The 16130-nt window shown below is 73.6% G+C and carries 13 protein-coding genes; 7 read left to right on the plus strand and 6 right to left on the minus strand.

The window, feature by feature from the left end:
* Positions 1-96: 96 nt before the first annotated feature.
* The 4 genes from ACIQMR_RS03315 to ACIQMR_RS03330 all read left to right on the plus strand — a co-directional run bounded on the left by ACIQMR_RS03315 (position 97) and on the right by ACIQMR_RS03330 (position 6523).
* Positions 97-2913 carry a DEAD/DEAH box helicase gene (locus ACIQMR_RS03315; protein ID WP_401382245.1) on the plus strand — a complete coding sequence of 939 codons (2817 nt, stop codon included), beginning with the start codon at positions 97-99 and terminating at the stop codon, positions 2911-2913.
* Positions 2910-4319: an SWIM zinc finger family protein gene (locus ACIQMR_RS03320; protein ID WP_401382248.1), complete on the plus strand. Its 1410-nt coding sequence runs from the start codon at positions 2910-2912 to the stop codon at positions 4317-4319. The genes ACIQMR_RS03315 and ACIQMR_RS03320 overlap by 4 nt, the downstream gene beginning before the upstream one ends.
* A 56-nt stretch (positions 4320-4375) precedes the next feature.
* Positions 4376-5725: an amidohydrolase gene (locus tag ACIQMR_RS03325; RefSeq protein WP_401382250.1), complete on the plus strand. Its 1350-nt coding sequence runs from the start codon at positions 4376-4378 to the stop codon at positions 5723-5725.
* 186 nt (positions 5726-5911) lie between these two features.
* Positions 5912-6523 (plus strand): chaplin, encoded by a 612-nt coding sequence (locus ACIQMR_RS03330; RefSeq protein ID WP_401382252.1) that lies wholly within the window; start codon positions 5912-5914, stop codon positions 6521-6523.
* 110 nt (positions 6524-6633) lie between these two features.
* Here the strand turns inward: ACIQMR_RS03330 and ACIQMR_RS03335 are convergent, their stop codons facing one another.
* A complete protein-coding gene (locus tag ACIQMR_RS03335; protein ID WP_401382254.1) occupies positions 6634-7296 on the minus strand; it encodes a DUF2293 domain-containing protein in 663 nt (220 codons plus the stop codon).
* Between the two features lie 110 nt (positions 7297-7406).
* Here ACIQMR_RS03335 and ACIQMR_RS03340 point away from each other — a divergent pair, with 110 nt between their 5' ends.
* Positions 7407-8138, plus strand: a complete 732-nt coding sequence (locus tag ACIQMR_RS03340) for a hypothetical protein (protein WP_266375020.1) — start codon at positions 7407-7409, stop codon at positions 8136-8138.
* 374 nt (positions 8139-8512) lie between these two features.
* Here the strand turns inward: ACIQMR_RS03340 and ACIQMR_RS03345 are convergent, their stop codons facing one another.
* Positions 8513-9724 carry a pyridoxal phosphate-dependent aminotransferase gene (locus tag ACIQMR_RS03345; protein ID WP_401382256.1) on the minus strand — a complete coding sequence of 404 codons (1212 nt, stop codon included), beginning with the start codon at positions 9722-9724 and terminating at the stop codon, positions 8513-8515.
* Positions 9725-9841: 117 nt separating this feature from the next.
* Here ACIQMR_RS03345 and ACIQMR_RS03350 point away from each other — a divergent pair, with 117 nt between their 5' ends.
* Together ACIQMR_RS03350 and ACIQMR_RS03355 are read left to right on the plus strand one after the other, a co-directional pair.
* Positions 9842-10594 (plus strand): winged helix-turn-helix transcriptional regulator, encoded by a 753-nt coding sequence (locus ACIQMR_RS03350; RefSeq protein WP_401382258.1) that lies wholly within the window; start codon positions 9842-9844, stop codon positions 10592-10594.
* A gap of 116 nt (positions 10595-10710) precedes the next feature.
* Positions 10711-11382: a uridine kinase gene (locus tag ACIQMR_RS03355; protein ID WP_401382261.1), complete on the plus strand. Its 672-nt coding sequence runs from the start codon at positions 10711-10713 to the stop codon at positions 11380-11382.
* A gap of 305 nt (positions 11383-11687) precedes the next feature.
* On the opposite strand, the gene ACIQMR_RS03360 is transcribed toward ACIQMR_RS03355, so the two are convergent.
* From ACIQMR_RS03360 to ACIQMR_RS03375, 4 genes are all read right to left on the minus strand, one after another.
* A complete protein-coding gene (locus ACIQMR_RS03360; protein ID WP_401382262.1) occupies positions 11688-12620 on the minus strand; it encodes a carbohydrate kinase family protein in 933 nt (310 codons plus the stop codon).
* Positions 12617-13525, minus strand: a complete 909-nt coding sequence (locus ACIQMR_RS03365) for a pseudouridine-5'-phosphate glycosidase (protein WP_401382265.1) — start codon at positions 13523-13525, stop codon at positions 12617-12619. The genes ACIQMR_RS03360 and ACIQMR_RS03365 overlap by 4 nt, the downstream gene beginning before the upstream one ends.
* 175 nt (positions 13526-13700) lie before the next feature.
* On the minus strand, positions 13701-15041 hold the full coding sequence (locus ACIQMR_RS03370; RefSeq protein WP_401382267.1) for a hypothetical protein: 1341 nt from the start codon (positions 15039-15041) through the stop codon (positions 13701-13703).
* Complete coding sequence (locus ACIQMR_RS03375) at positions 15025-16008, minus strand: hypothetical protein (RefSeq protein WP_401382269.1); 984 nt, start codon at positions 16006-16008, stop codon at positions 15025-15027. The genes ACIQMR_RS03370 and ACIQMR_RS03375 overlap by 17 nt, the downstream gene beginning before the upstream one ends.
* Positions 16009-16130 lie beyond the last annotated feature (122 nt).

Consider the following 16130-nt stretch of genomic DNA (forward strand, 5'->3'; position numbering starts at 1 on the left):
GGGGTTGTCAGAACCTGCCCGTAAGGTCGTAGCTCCATGGCGCGCGAAGTCGGCGTGCGCCTGGCACGACCCCTCGGGGAGGGAGGCGACCCACGCATGCTGCACACCCGCGCCGCGGTGTTCCTTCCGGCCGCGCTGCCCCGGGACGGGCGGGTCGCCTTCTGGAGCCCGGACGGACTGCCGGCGCCCGGCGGGGACGGGACCCCGGGCGTCTGCGGTGAGATCACCGTCGTGCGGCGGCACGGAGCCGGGGTCCGCGGCCGCACCGTGCCCGCGGTGCTGCTGTCCGTCGCCGAGGCCGTGCCGCTGCTCGCGCGCGCCCGGCACGACGCGGCGGCACATCCCGCCACCGCCTGCTGGGGCGCCGCCGCCCTGCACGCCCTGCACCTCGCCGCGCGGGGCAGGCTGCTGCCCGGGCTGACCTCCACCGACCACGACGCCTGGCGGGCCGGCCCGCTCGACGCCGACGACATCGCCCACCTCCGCGCCATCGCCGCCGCCATGCCGTACGAGGCGCACGCCACGCCGCTGCCCGGTCCGCGCCCGCTCCAGCTGCCCGAGCCCGAGGCGCTGCTCAGGTCGTTCCTGGACGCGGTCGCGGACACCCTGCCCCGCACCCCCGCCGCCGAGCACGCCGCGGGCCGGCCGTTCGCCGCCACGGCGCCGCAGCATCTGCCGCACGCCCGGGAGTGGGCGGCGGAGGCAGCCGCCGGGATGGACGCGGGCGTACGGATCTCGCTCCGTCTCGACCTCTCCGCGTACGAGCTGTTCGACCTCGGCGAGGAGGGCGGCGACGAGCGGCAGGCGGGCGCCGCGCTCCTCCAGGTGCACAGCCTCGCCGACCCGACCGTGATCCTCGACGCGGCCCCGCTGTGGGCGGGCGAGGGCGACGACCACTTCGGGCCGCGCGCCCGGATCGACGCCGTGCTCGCGCTGCGCCGCGCGGCCCGCGTCTGGCCCCCGCTCGGCCGGCTCATGGAGCGCGACGTCCCCGACGTGCTGCCGCTCACCGAGGACGAGCTGTACGAACTGCTGGGCGAGGCCGCCGCACGGCTCGGCGCGGCGGGGGTCGCCGTGCACTGGCCCAGGGAGCTCGCCAGGACGCTCAGCGCGGCCGCGGTCGTCCGCTCGCCCGCGCCCGGCTCCGCCACCGACGGCACCCCGTTCTTCGACAGCGAGCAGCTCCTCCGCTTCAACTGGCAGCTGGCGCTGGACGGAGACCCGCTCACCGAGCGCGAGATGGACGCGCTCGCCGAATCGCACCGCCCCGTCGTGCGGCTGCGCGACCAGTGGGTGGTGGTCGACCCGGATCTCGTGCGCAAGGCACGCAAGCGGGAGCTGGGGCTGCTGGGGCCGGTCGACGCGCTGGCCGTGGCGCTCACCGGCACGGCCGAGGTGGACGGCGAGAGTGTCGAAGCCGTCCCCGAGGGCGCCCTGGCCGCCCTGCGCGACCGCCTCACCGAGGGCCCCGCCGTCCTCGCCCGGCCCACGGGCCTCGACGCCACCCTGCGCGACTACCAGCTGCGCGGTCTCGCCTGGCTGGACCTCATGACCTCACTGGGCCTCGGCGGCTGCCTCGCCGACGACATGGGCCTCGGCAAGACCGTCACGGTCATCGCGCTCCATCTGCACCGCGCCGAGCACCGCGGCCGCACCGCGCCCACACTCGTCGTCTGCCCGGCCTCCCTGCTGGGCAACTGGCAGCGGGAGATCACCCGGTTCGCGCCCGGAGTGCCCGTGCGCCGCTTCCACGGCCAGGAGCGCGACCTCGACACCGGATCCGGCGGCTTCGTCCTCACCACCTACGGCACGATGCGCACGAGCGCCGAAGACCTCGCCGCCCGCGAGTGGGACATGGTCGTCGCGGACGAGGCACAGCACGTCAAGAACCCGTTCTCCGCGACCGCCAAGGCGCTGCGCACCATCCCCGCACCGGCCCGCGTCGCCCTCACCGGCACCCCCGTGGAGAACAACCTCTCCGAGCTCTGGTCCCTCCTCGACTGGACCACCCCCGGGCTGCTCGGCCCGCTGAAGTCCTTCCGCGCCCGCCACGCCCGCGCCGTCGAGAACAACGAGCACGTCGAGAACGAGGAGGCCGTCGAGCGCCTCTCCCGTCTCGTCCGCCCCTTCCTGCTGCGGCGGAAGAAGAGCGACCCCGGCATCGTGCCGGAGCTGCCGCCCAAGACCGAGTCCGACCATCCCGTGCCGCTGACCCGTGAACAGGCGTCGCTGTACGAGGCGGTCGTGCGCGAGACGATGGCGCAGATCGAGACCGCCGAAGGCATCGCACGCCGCGGGCTGATCATGAAGCTGCTCACCTCGCTCAAGCAGATCTGCAACCACCCGGCGCAGTATCTGAAGGAGGACGGCGCCCGGCTCACCGCCCGCTCGGGCAAGCTGGCCCTGCTCGACGAACTGCTCGGCACGATCCTCGCCGAGGACGGTTCCGTGCTGGTCTTCACCCAGTACGTGTCGATGGCGCGGCTCATCTCCGCCCATCTCACGTCCCGCGCGATCCCCTCCCAGCTGCTGCACGGCGCCACCCCCGTGCCGGAGCGGGACAGGATGGTGGACCGCTTCCAGTCCGGCGAGGTCCCCGTCTTCATCCTGTCGCTGAAGGCCGCGGGCACCGGGCTGAACCTGACCCGCGCCGGCCATGTCGTCCACTACGACCGCTGGTGGAACCCGGCGGTGGAGGACCAGGCGACCGACCGGGCCTATCGCATCGGCCAGACCCAGCCGGTCCAGGTCCACCGCCTCATCGCCGAAGGCACCGTCGAGGACCGCATCGCCGAGATGCTGCTCGCCAAGCGGGCGCTCGCGGACGCGGTGCTCGGCTCCGGTGAGGCCGCGCTGACCGAGCTCACCGACCGGGAGCTGGCCGATCTCGTCTCCCTGAGGAGGCCGTCATGAGCCCCGCGCCCTTCGGTCGCCCCGGGCCGCCCCCTCGTCGCACGGACCGGCCCGGCCGCGCGTCGCCGAGCAGGGCCGACGAGCGGCGGCGCACGTTCCCCGCCCTCGCCCCGCGCTCCGGCGACGAGACCTTCGCCGCGTCCTGGTGGGGCAACGCCTGGGTCGAGGCGCTGGAGGACACGGCCCTGGACCCGGCCCGCCTCGCCCGCGGCCGCGCCTACGCGGGACGCGGCCAGGTCGACGCGATCACCGTCACGCCCGGCAGGGTCGTGGCGTATGTGCACGGCTCCCGGCCGCGTCCCTACCGTGCGGAGATCCGGCTGCGGCCCCTCGGGGACGACGACTGGGAGCGCCTTCTGGACACCGCCGCCGCCCGGCCCGATCACATCGCAGCCCTGCTCGACAAGGACGTCCCGCACGCCCTGGCCAACGCCGCCGATCTGCTGCCCGTCCCCGGCGATCTGATCCCCGACTGCTCGTGCCCCGACGACGGGTTCCCCTGCAAGCACGCGGCCGCCCTCTGCTATCAGACGGCCAGGATCCTCGACGAGGACCCGTTCGTGCTGTTCCTCATGCGCGGCCGCGGCGAGCACGAGGTTCTCGCCGAGCTCACCCGCCGCAACGCGACCCGCGCCGCTGCGGAACGCGGCAGCGCGACACGGAGCCCGGCCGAAGGGAGCGAGGCGGGGCGGAGCACCGGAGCGGGCCCGGACGACGGGCACGGCGGCGCGCCCGCCCTCGCGACGGTCCGCGCGCGTGACGCCCTCGCCCCGCGCACGCTGCCACCGCTCCCGCCCCCGCTGCCCGTTCCGGCGCACCCCGGGCGCCCACCGGTCTACCCGCGGGCCGCGGGCGCGGCCGACACCCCCGCGGCCGCCGGCCCCGAATACGCCGCCCTCGATCCGCTCGCCCTCGACCTGCTCGCCTCCGAGGCCGCGGCCCGTGCCCACACCACCCTCCACACCGGCCGCGACCCCATCGCCGGCCTCAGTGCCTGGCAGGACGCGGTCCGGCTGGCCGCCGCCCACCCCGGCTCCGGTCTCACCGCGTCCACCCGCGTGCTGTACACGGCACTCGCCCGCGCCACCGGCCGTACCCCCACCGACCTCGCCCGTGCCGTGGCCGCCTGGCGCCAGGGAGGCCGTGCGGGCCTGGCCGCGCTGGAGGACGAGTGGGACCCGCCGGCCGGCCCGTTCGACCGGGCCCGGCCCGCCCTGATCGCCGCGGACTTCCCGCACTTCCGCCCCCGGCGCAACCGCCTCTCCACCCCGTCCCTCCAACTGCGCCTGGGCCGGGACGGGTTGTGGTACGGCTACGAGTCGGACCCCGGCCGCGACGACTGGTGGCCCCGAGGCATACCCGACGAGGACCCCGTGGGGGCGCTCACCACCCTCCTCGGACGCTGACCGACGGGCCGGCCGATAGGCTCGGCCGCGCCGACCACCCAGCGAAGGGGGGCCTGATGGCCGAGCCCGCGGATCTCGTCGTCGAAGGGTGCACGGTGCTCGTGCACGGCGAGGACGGCTCGATCCGGTTCGAGGAGGACAGCGCCGTCGTCGTTCGCGACGGAGCCATCACGGACGTCACCAGCGCCGTGACCGCGGCCGCGCTGCCCGCGCGTGAACGCATCGACGCCCACGGCCGGTTGGCCATGCCCGGTCTGATCAACTGCCACACCCACGCGCCCATGGTCGCCCTGCGCGGCATCGCGGAGGACGTGCCCGTCGAGGAGTGGTTCAACGACTGGATCTGGCCCATCGAGAGCAACCTCACCGACGAGGTGGTGGAGCTCGGCGCGCTGCTCGCCTGTGCCGAGATGATCCGCGGCGGGGTCACCGCCTTCGCCGACCACTACTTCTCGATGGACCGGGTCGCCGACGCCGTCGCCCGCAGCGGGCTGCGGGCGAGCCTCGGCTGGGCCTACTTCTCCAGCCAGGGAGCCGAAGGACGCGAGCGGTCCCTCGACTTCGCGCTGCGCCGGGACGGTGACGCGAACGGCCGGATCACCACCACCCTGGCTCCGCACGCCCCGTACACCGTCGACGACGCCGATCTGGAGGCCACCGCCGAGCTGGCGCGCGAGCACGGACTGCCCGTCCACATCCACGCAGCCGAGAACCGCGCCCAGACGGACAGCAGCCGCGAGCGGTACGTCCGCACACCCGTCGAGACCCTCCACCGCACCGGACTGCTCGATGTGGACCTCCTCGTCGCGCACGGCACCGGCATCGTCGACAGCGACCTCGCGGTGCTCGCGCGGGCGTCGGGCCGGATCGGGATCGCGACCGCACCCAAGGGCTATCTGAAGTTCGGCTGGGACACGACGCCCATCAGGGCGCTGAGTTCGCTCGGCATCCCCGTCGGCCTGGCCACGGACGGAGCGGCGTCCAACAACACGCTCGACGTGTGGGAGAGCATGACGCTCACCGCGCTCGTGCAGAAGTCGGCGGAGAAGGACCCGCGCTGGCTGACGGCACGCCAGGCGCTGGACCACGCGACCACACAGAGCGCGCGGGTCGCCGGGCTCGGCGAGCGGGCCGGCGCTCTCGCACCGGGGCGGCGCGCGGATCTGATCCTGGTGGACCTGAGCGGACCGCACCTGCGCCCGCTCCACGACATCGCCGCGGCCCTCGTCTTCAGCGCACGGTCCGCGGACGTCCTGACCACGATCGTCGACGGTCGCGTCCTGATGCGCGACCGCAGGCTCCTCACCCTCGACGTCGACGAGATCGCCGGTGAACTCACCCGGAGACTTCCCGCATTGACCGCCCGGGGGCACGGCCGACGCATCCAGGATTACCGAACCGGGTGAGCGGGGGAGGAAGCGGCGAACGGCGGTGCAGGCATTCACCGTGGTGAACACCCGGAATGCGGCGACCAGTTCGACAGCCGTCCACTCGATGGGGTGATTCGCCCACCGGCCATAACCCGTTTGGTTCTATCGCGTTATTTTCGGTGCGGGTGAGCACCCGTGTTCATCCTCCGGAAGGCAGGAATCATGAGGCAGATTCGCCGAACAGGTCTGGTCGCGGTCATGGTCACGGGCGGCGCCCTCGCCGCGGCCGGGGCCGCCCACGCCGACTCGGACGCGCACGGACGCGCGACCGGATCGCCGGGTCTGATCTCCGGCAACACGGTGCAGATCCCGGTGCATGTGCCGGTGAATGTGTGCGGCAACACCGTGAATGTGATCGGTCTGCTCAACCCGGCGGCCGGCAACAGCTGCGAGAACGAAGGAAGGGGCGACGGCGGTGCCGTCGCCCAGGGCAGCGCGAAGGATTCCCCCGGTGTCCTCTCCGGCAATGCGATCCAGGTGCCCGTCGATGTTCCGGTGAATGTCACCGGCAACTCCGTGAATGTCGTCGGTATCGGCAACGCGGCCGTGGGCAACTCGTCCTCGAACTCCTCCGTCAAGCCCGTGACCCGGCCGCGGCCCGTGACGCCGCCGAAGGCCCGTCCCGCGCCCGCCGTTCAGAGCGCGGCCCGGCAGAGTCCGGTCCACCTGGCCGAGACCGGCACGCCGTCGACGATCGGACTCACCGTCCCGGCCGCCGCCACCCTGATCCTGGGCGGTGCCGTGCTCTACCGGCGGTCCCGCGCGAAGGCGTAGGGCCCGACCTCGAAGGCGTAGGGCCCGACCTCGAAGGCGTAGGGCCCGGCTCCGAAGGCGTAGGGCCCGGCTCCGAAGGCGGGGGCTCCGGGCGGTCGGGCCGCCGCGGGCTATGCCCCGCGCTCGCACCGCCACGCCGTGAGCATGGCCTCGATGGCCGGTGCGACGCGTCTGCGGGCCTCGTGGCGTGGAACGCCCCGCATGAGCAGCGAGTCGTACGGCGTGTCCAGATGGCGTACGGATGCCCGCACCGCAGCCGTGACCGCGCCCTCGTCCAGGGCCCGGCCGGCCGCGGTGCGGCCCACGCGTCCGCTGCCCCGCGCCGATGTGTGCGCCGCGACGTCCAGCGCGCGGTCGAGCGGGCAGGACGGGAAGAGCCGCAGGATCTCCGCGGTGAGCCTGGCCGTGAAGCGGACGTCCTCCGCCGCCCGCCGCGCCGCGTCCCGCTGCCGGCGGCGCGCCCGTACCTCCGCGTCGGCGAGGCACGCCTCCTCCGCGCGCCCCAGCGCGGCCTCCTCCACGAGCAGGCCCTGCCGCTCGTACCGGGTGCGCTGTCTGTTGTGCCGTACGACGACGGCCCACAGGGAGCTCGCCTCGCGGGACCGTCGGGTCAGTGCCGCGTTCCCGCGCGGCAGGAAGACCAGATGCCCGAGGTCGGCGCAGTCCAGACAGCGAGGTGAGCCGAACTCCAGGACGAGCCGCTCCAGCGGCCCCCGCCCGCACTCGGCGCAGCGCCGCCGCTTCAGCGGTTCGACGACCACCAGCGGATCCACCGGTCTCCCGCCCCCTTTCCCGAAGGGGGCCCCGGCCCTTATCCGAAGCGGCCCCCGCCCGTCCAATAATCGTTCGAGAAACGGACATCGGTCCTGTTAGTTTCCCGGACGTGGCGAAACTCAATCAGATCATCGCAGTGGAGAAGGGCGTCAAGTCCAAGGCGCACCAGGACCTGACGACGGCGCATCACGGCCTGCAGAAGCCCGCACTGCTCGCCGGAATCGCCCGCACCTATCAGCCGAAGGACGAAGAGGGCGAGCAGCTGCCGCCCGAGTCGACGCTGGTGCAGGTCAAGACCGAGGACGTGCTGCGCGACACCGCGAAGACGCTCACCCGGCTGTTCGACGTCACCGCCACCAAGGACTGGGCGAACTGCGCGGCCCGCGCCGACATCACCGTCGACGGCCGCGTCCTCGTGGCCGAGGTGCCCGTGGCGTACCTCCTGTTCCTGGAGAAGCAGCTCACGGACATCAACACCTTCGTGCGCAAGCTCCCGGTGCTGGACGCGGCCGAATCCTGGACGCAGGACCCGTCCACCGACTCCTGGAAGACCGAGCCGGTCAGGACCGTCCGTACGAAGAAGGTGCCCCGCAACCATGTGAAGGCGGAGGCCACCGAGAAGCACCCGGCGCAGGTCGAGGTGTACTACGAGGACATCCCGGTCGGCTACTGGACCACCGTGAAGTTCTCCGGAGCCCTGCCCGCCCGCCGGGTCAACGAGCTGCTGGACCGGGTGGAGAAGCTCCAGCAGGCGGTGAAGTTCGCCCGCGAGGAGGCGAACGCCGCGGAGGTCACCGACCAGCGGGTGGGTGACGCCGTGTTCGGCTACCTCTTCGGGTAGCCCCTACAGACTCCCCGGCCAACGAGCACCACGGCCGGGGTGCGCGAGGAGCGCAAAGCTGAAGCTGAAGCTTTTGGTGAACCACGTGGCCGGCGATGACCGGCCGCGATGAATCTCAGACTCTCGCTCCAGACTCAGCATTCGCCGCTCATCGCCGGATCGACCGGGCCCGGGCCCTGGTGCGTCGAAATGCCAGTTCGAATCTGGTCCGCCGAGCTCGATCGGCGGTGGTCCAAAGGCAGGACGCGGCGCAATGACGACTGACCCGGGTTCTCAAGTGTGCCGGCGTGTGAATGTGAGCGGCATCCACAGGGTCCGGGGGCAGGCTACGCCCTCGGACCCGCTCCCGTTCCCGGCCCCCGCTCGCCTTCCGCCTACTGGCGGTATCCGCTCAGGAAGCGTCCGATACGGCTGATCGCCGCGTCGAGATCGTCGGCGTACGGCAGGGTCAGGATCCGGAAGTGGTCAGGGCGCGGCCAGCTGAAACCGGTGCCCTGGACGACCTGGATCTTCTCGCGCAGCAGCAGGTCCAGGACGAACTTCTCGTCGTCGTGGATGGGATGCACCTTCGGGTCGAGACGCGGGAACGCGTACAGCGCGCCCTTCGGCTTCACGCACGAGACGCCGGGTATCTCGTTGAGCCGTTCCCACGCCCGGTCACGCTGCTCACGCAGCCGCCCGCCCGGCGCGGTGAGTTCGCGGATCGACTGGCGTCCACCGAGCGCGGCCTGAATGGCGTACTGCGCGGGCGCGTTGGGGCACAACCGCATCGACGCCAGCATCGTGAGCCCCTCCAGATAGCTGCGCGCATGCTGCTTGGGGCCGGTGACGACCAGCCAGCCGGAGCGGAAGCCGGCCACGCGGTACGTCTTGGACAGCCCGCTGAAGGTGAGCACCACCAGATCCGGGGCGAGGGCGGCGGCACTGTGGTGGACCGCGTCGTCGTAGACGATCTGGTCGTAGATCTCGTCGGCGAACACCATCAGCTGGTGGCGGCGCGCGAGATCGAGAATGCCCTCGACGATCTCGCGCGGATACACGGCGCCGGTGGGGTTGTTGGGGTTGATGATCACGACGGCCCTGGTCCGGTCGGTGATCTTCGCGGCCATGTCGTCGAGATCGGGGTACCAGTCGGCGGACTCGTCGCACAGATAGTGCACGGCCTTTCCACCGGAGAGGGTGGTGACGGCGGTCCACAGCGGGAAGTCGGGTGCCGGTACGAGGACTTCGTCGCCGTCCTCGAGAAGCGCCTGCACGGCCATGGAGACGAGTTCGGAGACGCCGTTGCCGAGAAAGACGTCGTCCACCGACACATCGCCGAGCCCGAGGGATTGGTAGCGCTGGGCGACGGCGCGGCGTGCGGAGAGGATGCCGCGCGAATCGGTGTACCCATGGGCCTGGGGGAGCATCCGGATCATGTCCTGGACGATCTCCTCCGGCGCCTCGAAGCCGAAGAGCGCGGGGTTGCCGGTGTTGAGACGCAGGACGCTGTGGCCCGCCTCCTCCAGGGCGTTGGCGTGCTCGATCACCGGGCCGCGGATCTCGTAACAGACCTCGCTGAGCTTGCTCGACTGCCGGAACTCCATGCGGAGGCCTCCCCTGAAGTGGCGCTGCGGGTGGTGGTGCTCGGTCCCTCGTACTCGACACTTGGTTTTACCAAGCGAGAGCTTGGAAAGTCCAACAACCGGTCTAGACTGCGTCGCATGCCACGTCCTCCACGCCGCCGAAGCTACGACCAGTACTGCGCCGTCGCCCGCGCCCTCGACTCCGTCGGCGACCGCTGGACCCTGCTGATCGTGCGGGAGTTGCTCGCGGGCCCGCGCCGCTACACCGATCTCCACGCCGATCTTCCCGGCGTCAGCACGGACGTCCTCGCCTCCCGCCTCAAGGACATGGAACGTGACGAGCTGGCCGTGCGACGCCGCCTTCCCGCCCCCGTCTCCGCGTACGTGTACGAACTGACCGAGCGGGGACGGGCGTTGCACCCCGTCGTCGCCGCCCTGGCCGAATGGGGAGCGCCCGAACTCGCCGCCCCCCGCCCGACGGACGCGGTACGGGCCCACTGGTTCGCGCTGCCGCTGCTGCGTCGCCTTGAGGCGACGGGGATGCCCGAGCTGCCAGGGATGCCAGGGATGCCGGGGATATCGGGAGTGACGGCGGCATCGGGAGTGCAGGGCGTGCCGGGCGTGGCGGGCCTCGTGGACGTACGGCTGCCGGAAGGGGAGTTCCACCTGCGGCTCGGGCCCGACGGATCCGTCCGCGGATACGGGGACGGTCCGGCTGCCGCGCAGGGCGCGGTCGCCCGGCTGGAGCTGGACGCCGACACATGTCTCGCGATCAGCCGCGGAGACCTCACCGTCGAGGACGCCGTACGGGACGGGCGCATCCGCGTCTTCGTGGACGGAACGCCGGTGGCGGCACCGCGCGACGCGGCGGCCGGAGTGCCGTCCGTCTGACGACCGGTCCTGGCTTTCCCGCTTCGGGTCCGGCCGCGCTGCTTCCGGTCCCGGCCTGCCTTCGGGTCCGGCTCCCTCGTTCCCCGGTGCGCGCCGTGGGGAGCCATGATGGACCGGTGCGACTCGAACCGATCACCTGGGAACGGCTGACCGAGGCCGTCGCCGACCGGGCCCTGGAGAGCAAGGCCGATGACGGCGGTGCCTGGCTGCGCATCGCCGTCGACGGCGCGCCCGCCGCCGGGACGGCCGCCGTGGCCGGGACGCTCGCCGAGGCGCTGCGGCTGCGCGGACGGTCGGTGCTGGTGGTCGGCACGGGCGGGTTCCTGAAGCCCGCCTCGCTGCGGTACGAGCACGGGCGCGAGGACGCCGACACGTACTACGACGGCTGGTTCGACACCGGAGCGCTGTGGCGCGAGGTGTTCGGACCGCTGGATCCGGGCGGGTCGGGGCGGGTCCTGCCGGACCTGTGGGACCCGGACACCGACCGCGCGACCCGCAGCCCGCACGTCGAACTGCCGCCCGGCGGTGTGCTGGTGGTGCACGGACCGCTGCTGCTCGGCCACTGGTTCCCGTTCGATCTCACCCTGCACGTACGCCTCTCGCCCGGCGCACTGCGTCGCCGCACCGCCGCACACGAGTCCTGGACGCTGCCCGCCTTCGAGCGCTACGAGCACGAGGTCGCCCCTGCCGGCTCGGCGGACGTCGTCGTCCGCGCCGACGACCCACGCCACCCGGCCTGGAACGACCCTTGGGGGCCCGCCCTTCGGGATCGCGACGACCACGCCTAGCACGGCGCGAGTTCCCGCGCCCGCGCCCGCGCCCGCCGTGGGCGACCGCCCGGTGCGCGGAAGTGCGGGCGCCCGGTCCGGGGAAGTGCGGGTGTGCGGCCAGGGCTCGCTGGAGCGGCCGGTTCTGCCGTGCACGGCACGGTTCGCGACAGCCGTGCGTGGCCGAGCCGGTGGCCGTCCCTCGCACGGACGGTCCGGCCTCCGGCCCTACCGTTGTGCCGTCCTGCGACGCCGTCCTGCGACGCCGTCCTGCGACGCCGGTCGGCGTGAGCCGGGCGGCTCCCACGCGCGACCGGCCGGTACGGTCAGGGGCCCGTGTCCGTACGGCCCGGTGGGCGGGCGCCGTGGAGGCCGACCGCGTGGGCGCCGACGTGACAGCCCGAGGCCGCTGCCGTGGCCGCGGGCGCGCCGGACAGGAGCGCCGCGAGAAACGCGCCCGTGAAGGCGTCGCCCGCGCCCGTCGTGTCGACCGCCGTCGCGGAGACCGGCGCGATCCGGGCCGTCACCGCGCCGGACTCCGCGACCAGCGCGCCGCCGGAGCCGAGTGTGACGACGGCGAGCGGTACGTGGCGGCTCAGTTTGGCCGCGGCGTCGGCGACGTCCGGGAGGCCGGTGAGCAGCCGGGCCTCGTCCGCGTTGGGCAGCAGGATGTCGGCCCCCGCCGTCGCCGCGAGGAAGCGGTCCACCCCGAGAGCCGCGATGAAGCCTGCCGACGCCGGGTCCACGCTCACCGGAATGCCCCGCACGCCGGCGTCGGCGGCGGCCAGCGAGGCCAGTTCGCGGCTGGAGTCCGCGAAGAAGAGATACCCGGACAGATGGAGCCGGGCCACTCCGTCGAGCAGGGCCGGCGACCAGTCGGCGGGGCAGAGCCGCAGCGCCGCACCGCTGTCGGTGAGGAACGTGCGCTCCGCGTCGGCGTCGACCAGCGCGACGACCGTCGCCGTGGGCGCCTCGTCGTCCGCGACCAGGAGGGGGCGTACCCCGGCCTCGCGCAGGCACGCTTCGTGCCAGGCCAGGGCGTCGCGGCCGACCCGGCCCAGCAGCCGTACGTCGGTCCGGCCCGCGTACGCCGCCCAGCACGCGGCGTTGGCACCTGCCCCGCCCGGCAGGGTCCGTATCTCGGCCGCCGTGTCCGTCCCGTGGGCCAGCGCCGAACCGTGCCGGGCCACCACGTCCGTGGCCACATCCCCGACGACGAGCAGCGCGCCCTGCGCCCCGCGCCCCGCGGGAGGCGTCACAGCGCCGCCGCGATCCGTGCCGCCAGCCGCACGTTGCCGCGCACCGCCGCCAGATTGGCCTCCAGCGAGGCACCCTTCGTGCGCCGCATCAGCGAGTCGAGCAGGAACGGCGTGACGGCCTGGCCGCCGATGCCCCGTTCCCGGCACTCGTCCAGCGCCTCCGCGAGCACCCGGTCGTGCAGGTGCGGGTCCAACTGCTCCTCCTCCGGCACCGGCTGCGCCACGATCAGCGCCGTCTCCGGACCGCCCAGGGAGTCCTGCGCCCGCATCACGTCCGCCACCTCCTCCGGCGTACGGACCGTCCAGTCGACCGGCAGCCCGGAGGACGTCAGATAGAAGCCGGGGAACCGGTCCGTGCCGTAGCCGAGGACGCCCACGCCGAGGGTCTCCAGCCGCTGCAGCGTCGCCGGGACGTCGAGGATCGACTTCACCCCGGCACAGACGACCGTGATCCGGGTGCGTGCCAGCAGCCGCAGGTCGGCCGACTCGTCCTGGGACACCGTCCACTCGCGGTGCACCCCGCCGAGCCCACCGGTCGCGAAGACCCGGATGCCCGCCCGCGCCGCCAGGAACGCCGTGGCGGACACCGTCGTCGCGCCGCTTGCACCCGCCGCCAGCGACGGGGCGAGATCGCGATGCCCGAGTTTGCGCACCCCGGGGTCCGTCGCGACGCGTTCCAACTCGTCCTTGTCCAGCCCGACATGGGGCCGGCCGTCCAGTACGGCGACGGTCGCGGGTACCGCGCCTCCCGCTCTGACCAGCGACTCCAGCTCCTCCGCCACGGCCAGATTGCGTGGACGCGGGAGCCCGTGCGCGATGATCGTGGACTCCAGGGCGACGACGGGGCGGCGCGCGTCGAGCGCCTCCCGTACCTCTTCGGACAGCATCAGTGTGGTCTCGGGCATGTCCACATCCCTGGCACGGCAGCGCTCTGCGCAAACGTTTCGGCGCCCCCGTGTCAACGGCGCCCCCCGTGTCAGCGGCGCCTCCGTGTCAGCGGCGCACCTCGTGTCAGCGGCGCGCCCCGTGCCGGCCGCAGCCTCGTGCCGTCCGTGGCCCCCTGCCGGCCGGAGCCCGGCGTCAGCCGCAGTCCCGCGGCATCGGCAGCCGCGGCAGCCGGTCCGCGCGTACGACCTGGATCACGGACCGTCCACCGGGCCCCTTCGTCTCGCCCTGGTTGTACGCGACGGCGAGCGCACCGGCCCTGGCCTGCGCATAGCCGTACTGCGGGGTGATCCGGGCGTACGCCGACGTCCGCAGGTCCAGCGCGTACGCGGCCTCCGGCGTGCGCCAGGTGATCAGCTCACCGCTGATGCGCAGCTGGTCGAGGCCCTCGGCCGCGGGCGGCCCGGAGAGCCGCGCCACCGGTGACCGCTGTCCGGGCCGCCAGACCATCAGCCTCGGCTCCTCGTCGTCCTCGATCCAGGCCCAGGTGGCGCCGTCCGAGGCCGGCGAGCGCAGGTCGCGCAGCCCGCCGAGGGGCCCCGGCAGCCCGGCCGGGCGCAAGGTGGCGAACGACAGCGCCGCCAGCTTCGTCGTCCGGCCGTCCGGGCCGGCCTCGCGCCAGGCCAGCAGCCCGCCGGCGGCGAAGGGCGCGTCGAGCACCCCGGTGTGCAGGGCGCGGGGCGCACGGGACGACGTGCCGGAACCGGGCGGACGGACCGGGCTGGTGAACACGGTGGCCCGCCCGTCGCCGGTGCCCTGCGCCCAGAAGACCGCCCCGCCCCGGACGACGGGCTGCGGGAGCGGGCCGGGGAGCGCGGAACGGGCGAGCCGCCGCATTCCGCCCTGCGCGTCCCGTACGTACAGCGACCAGGGGCTGTCGAGCGTCCGGCCCTCCAGGACCGCGAACGCTGTCCAGCGGCCGTCCGCCGACACATCGGCCGCCAGGAGCTGGTGCTCGACGGGGTCGGTGAACGTCAGCAGGGTGCGCGGGGCCCCGGCCGCCTCGACGAGGGCGGCCCGGCGGGTCCGCTCGTCCGACAACTGGACGACGGTCCAGCTGGCCCGGGGGCCCACTTCCGTGAGCACCGCCCGCTCGCCCGTGGGCGCACGGAACTCACCGGCGGCGAGCGCGGACCGCCAGCTCTCGGGCAGCGGCGCCTCACAGGCCGCCCGGACGGCCGCCACCGACGGTCGCGATCCCGAGGTCACCGGCACCGACGGTGCGGAGGCCGAAGGGACGGAAGCCGACGGTGCGGAGGGCGAAGGGACGCGGGCTGCCGTGGGGACGGCCGGACGGGCGGTGGGCGCCGGTGTACAGCCCATACCGCCGACCAGCAGCGCCGCGCTCAGCAGTGCCGTGTTCAGCAGTGCCGTGTTCAGCAGGTTCGCGTGGTGGAGCGCCGTGAGCGGGGCCGGGGGCGTGGTCCCGCGGAGCTGGCGAGCGGGCCTGCCGGCGGACCTACCAGACGTATCCACGGCCGCCCATGATCGTCGTGATGGTGTGGGACGAGATCCGGGCCGACTTGGGCACGCCGCCCGCCCACGAGATCACGCTGGTGCTCACCCCGCCCACCGGGTCCAGATAGCGGACCTGGCCGGCATCGGTGTCGCTGTTGTAGCCGTCGATCGCCACCCAGTGGAAGATCTCGATGTTCGGATGGCCGACGAGGTGCGGGCCGCCCGGCACCTCCCAGGCGTTGCCGGCGATCGCGTAGTCGTTGTCCGTGTCGTGGGTGATGTGCTCACGGAAGTCCGCCACGTCGTCCGAGGTCGGGCTGTACGGCAGTGACCTGGGCACGTAGTTCGCGCCCGGCAACCGGTAGTTGAGCGCGTCCACGACGGGGTAGCCGGTCGGGTCCGGCACATCGATGCCGACCCCGTACCAGGCCGTGCCGCTCGAGTCGGTCTCCAGGAGATCCGCCGCGCTCTGCTGCGAGCGGCCGCCGACCTCGTCATGCGCGGACTGGGTGATGACGAGGGCCGCCGGCCCGCACCAGTACGAGGTCCGCTGGGACTGGTGCAGTCCGCCCGAGACGACGTAGCCCGCGCGCTTCGTCCGGGTCTCGGCGCGTCTGAACCAGCTGCTCGCCGCGGCCTCCTTACGGGCGGTGAGTCTGCGCTGCCCGGGGGTGAGCGGCCGGGGGCCGAGGGTGTCGAGTGCCTGCTTGTAGACGGCGCCCGGTGCGAACACGGGCGCGGGCATGGATCCGGGCGCAGGCATGGATCCGGGGGCAGGCATGGATCCGGGCGCGGGCATGGATCCGGGCGTGCGCAGCGGCGCCGGGAGAGGAAGGGGCCGGGGGACCGGATCGGTGACCTGTCCGGCTGCCGCACGGGGGCCGGCGGGCTCGGCGGCCGCCGTGGGTCCGGCCGCCGCGAGGGCGCAGAGGAGGACTCCGGCCGACATGAGGGCGAGACAACGCCCCGTGCGCACTGCTGACATCGGTCATCGCTCCTGTACGAGGTGGGGACTCGGGCGGGCGCTGCCGTGGGCGTCGCGTGCCTTCCCCCGGGGCAGCTCTGGGCGTACCCACGACGGTGCCCCGGGCCGGGGCACCACCCGGG

Source organism: Streptomyces sp. NPDC091376 (assembly GCF_044757085.1).
In the GTDB taxonomy this organism is placed as follows: Bacteria; Actinomycetota; Actinomycetes; order Streptomycetales; family Streptomycetaceae; genus Streptomyces; species Streptomyces pratisoli.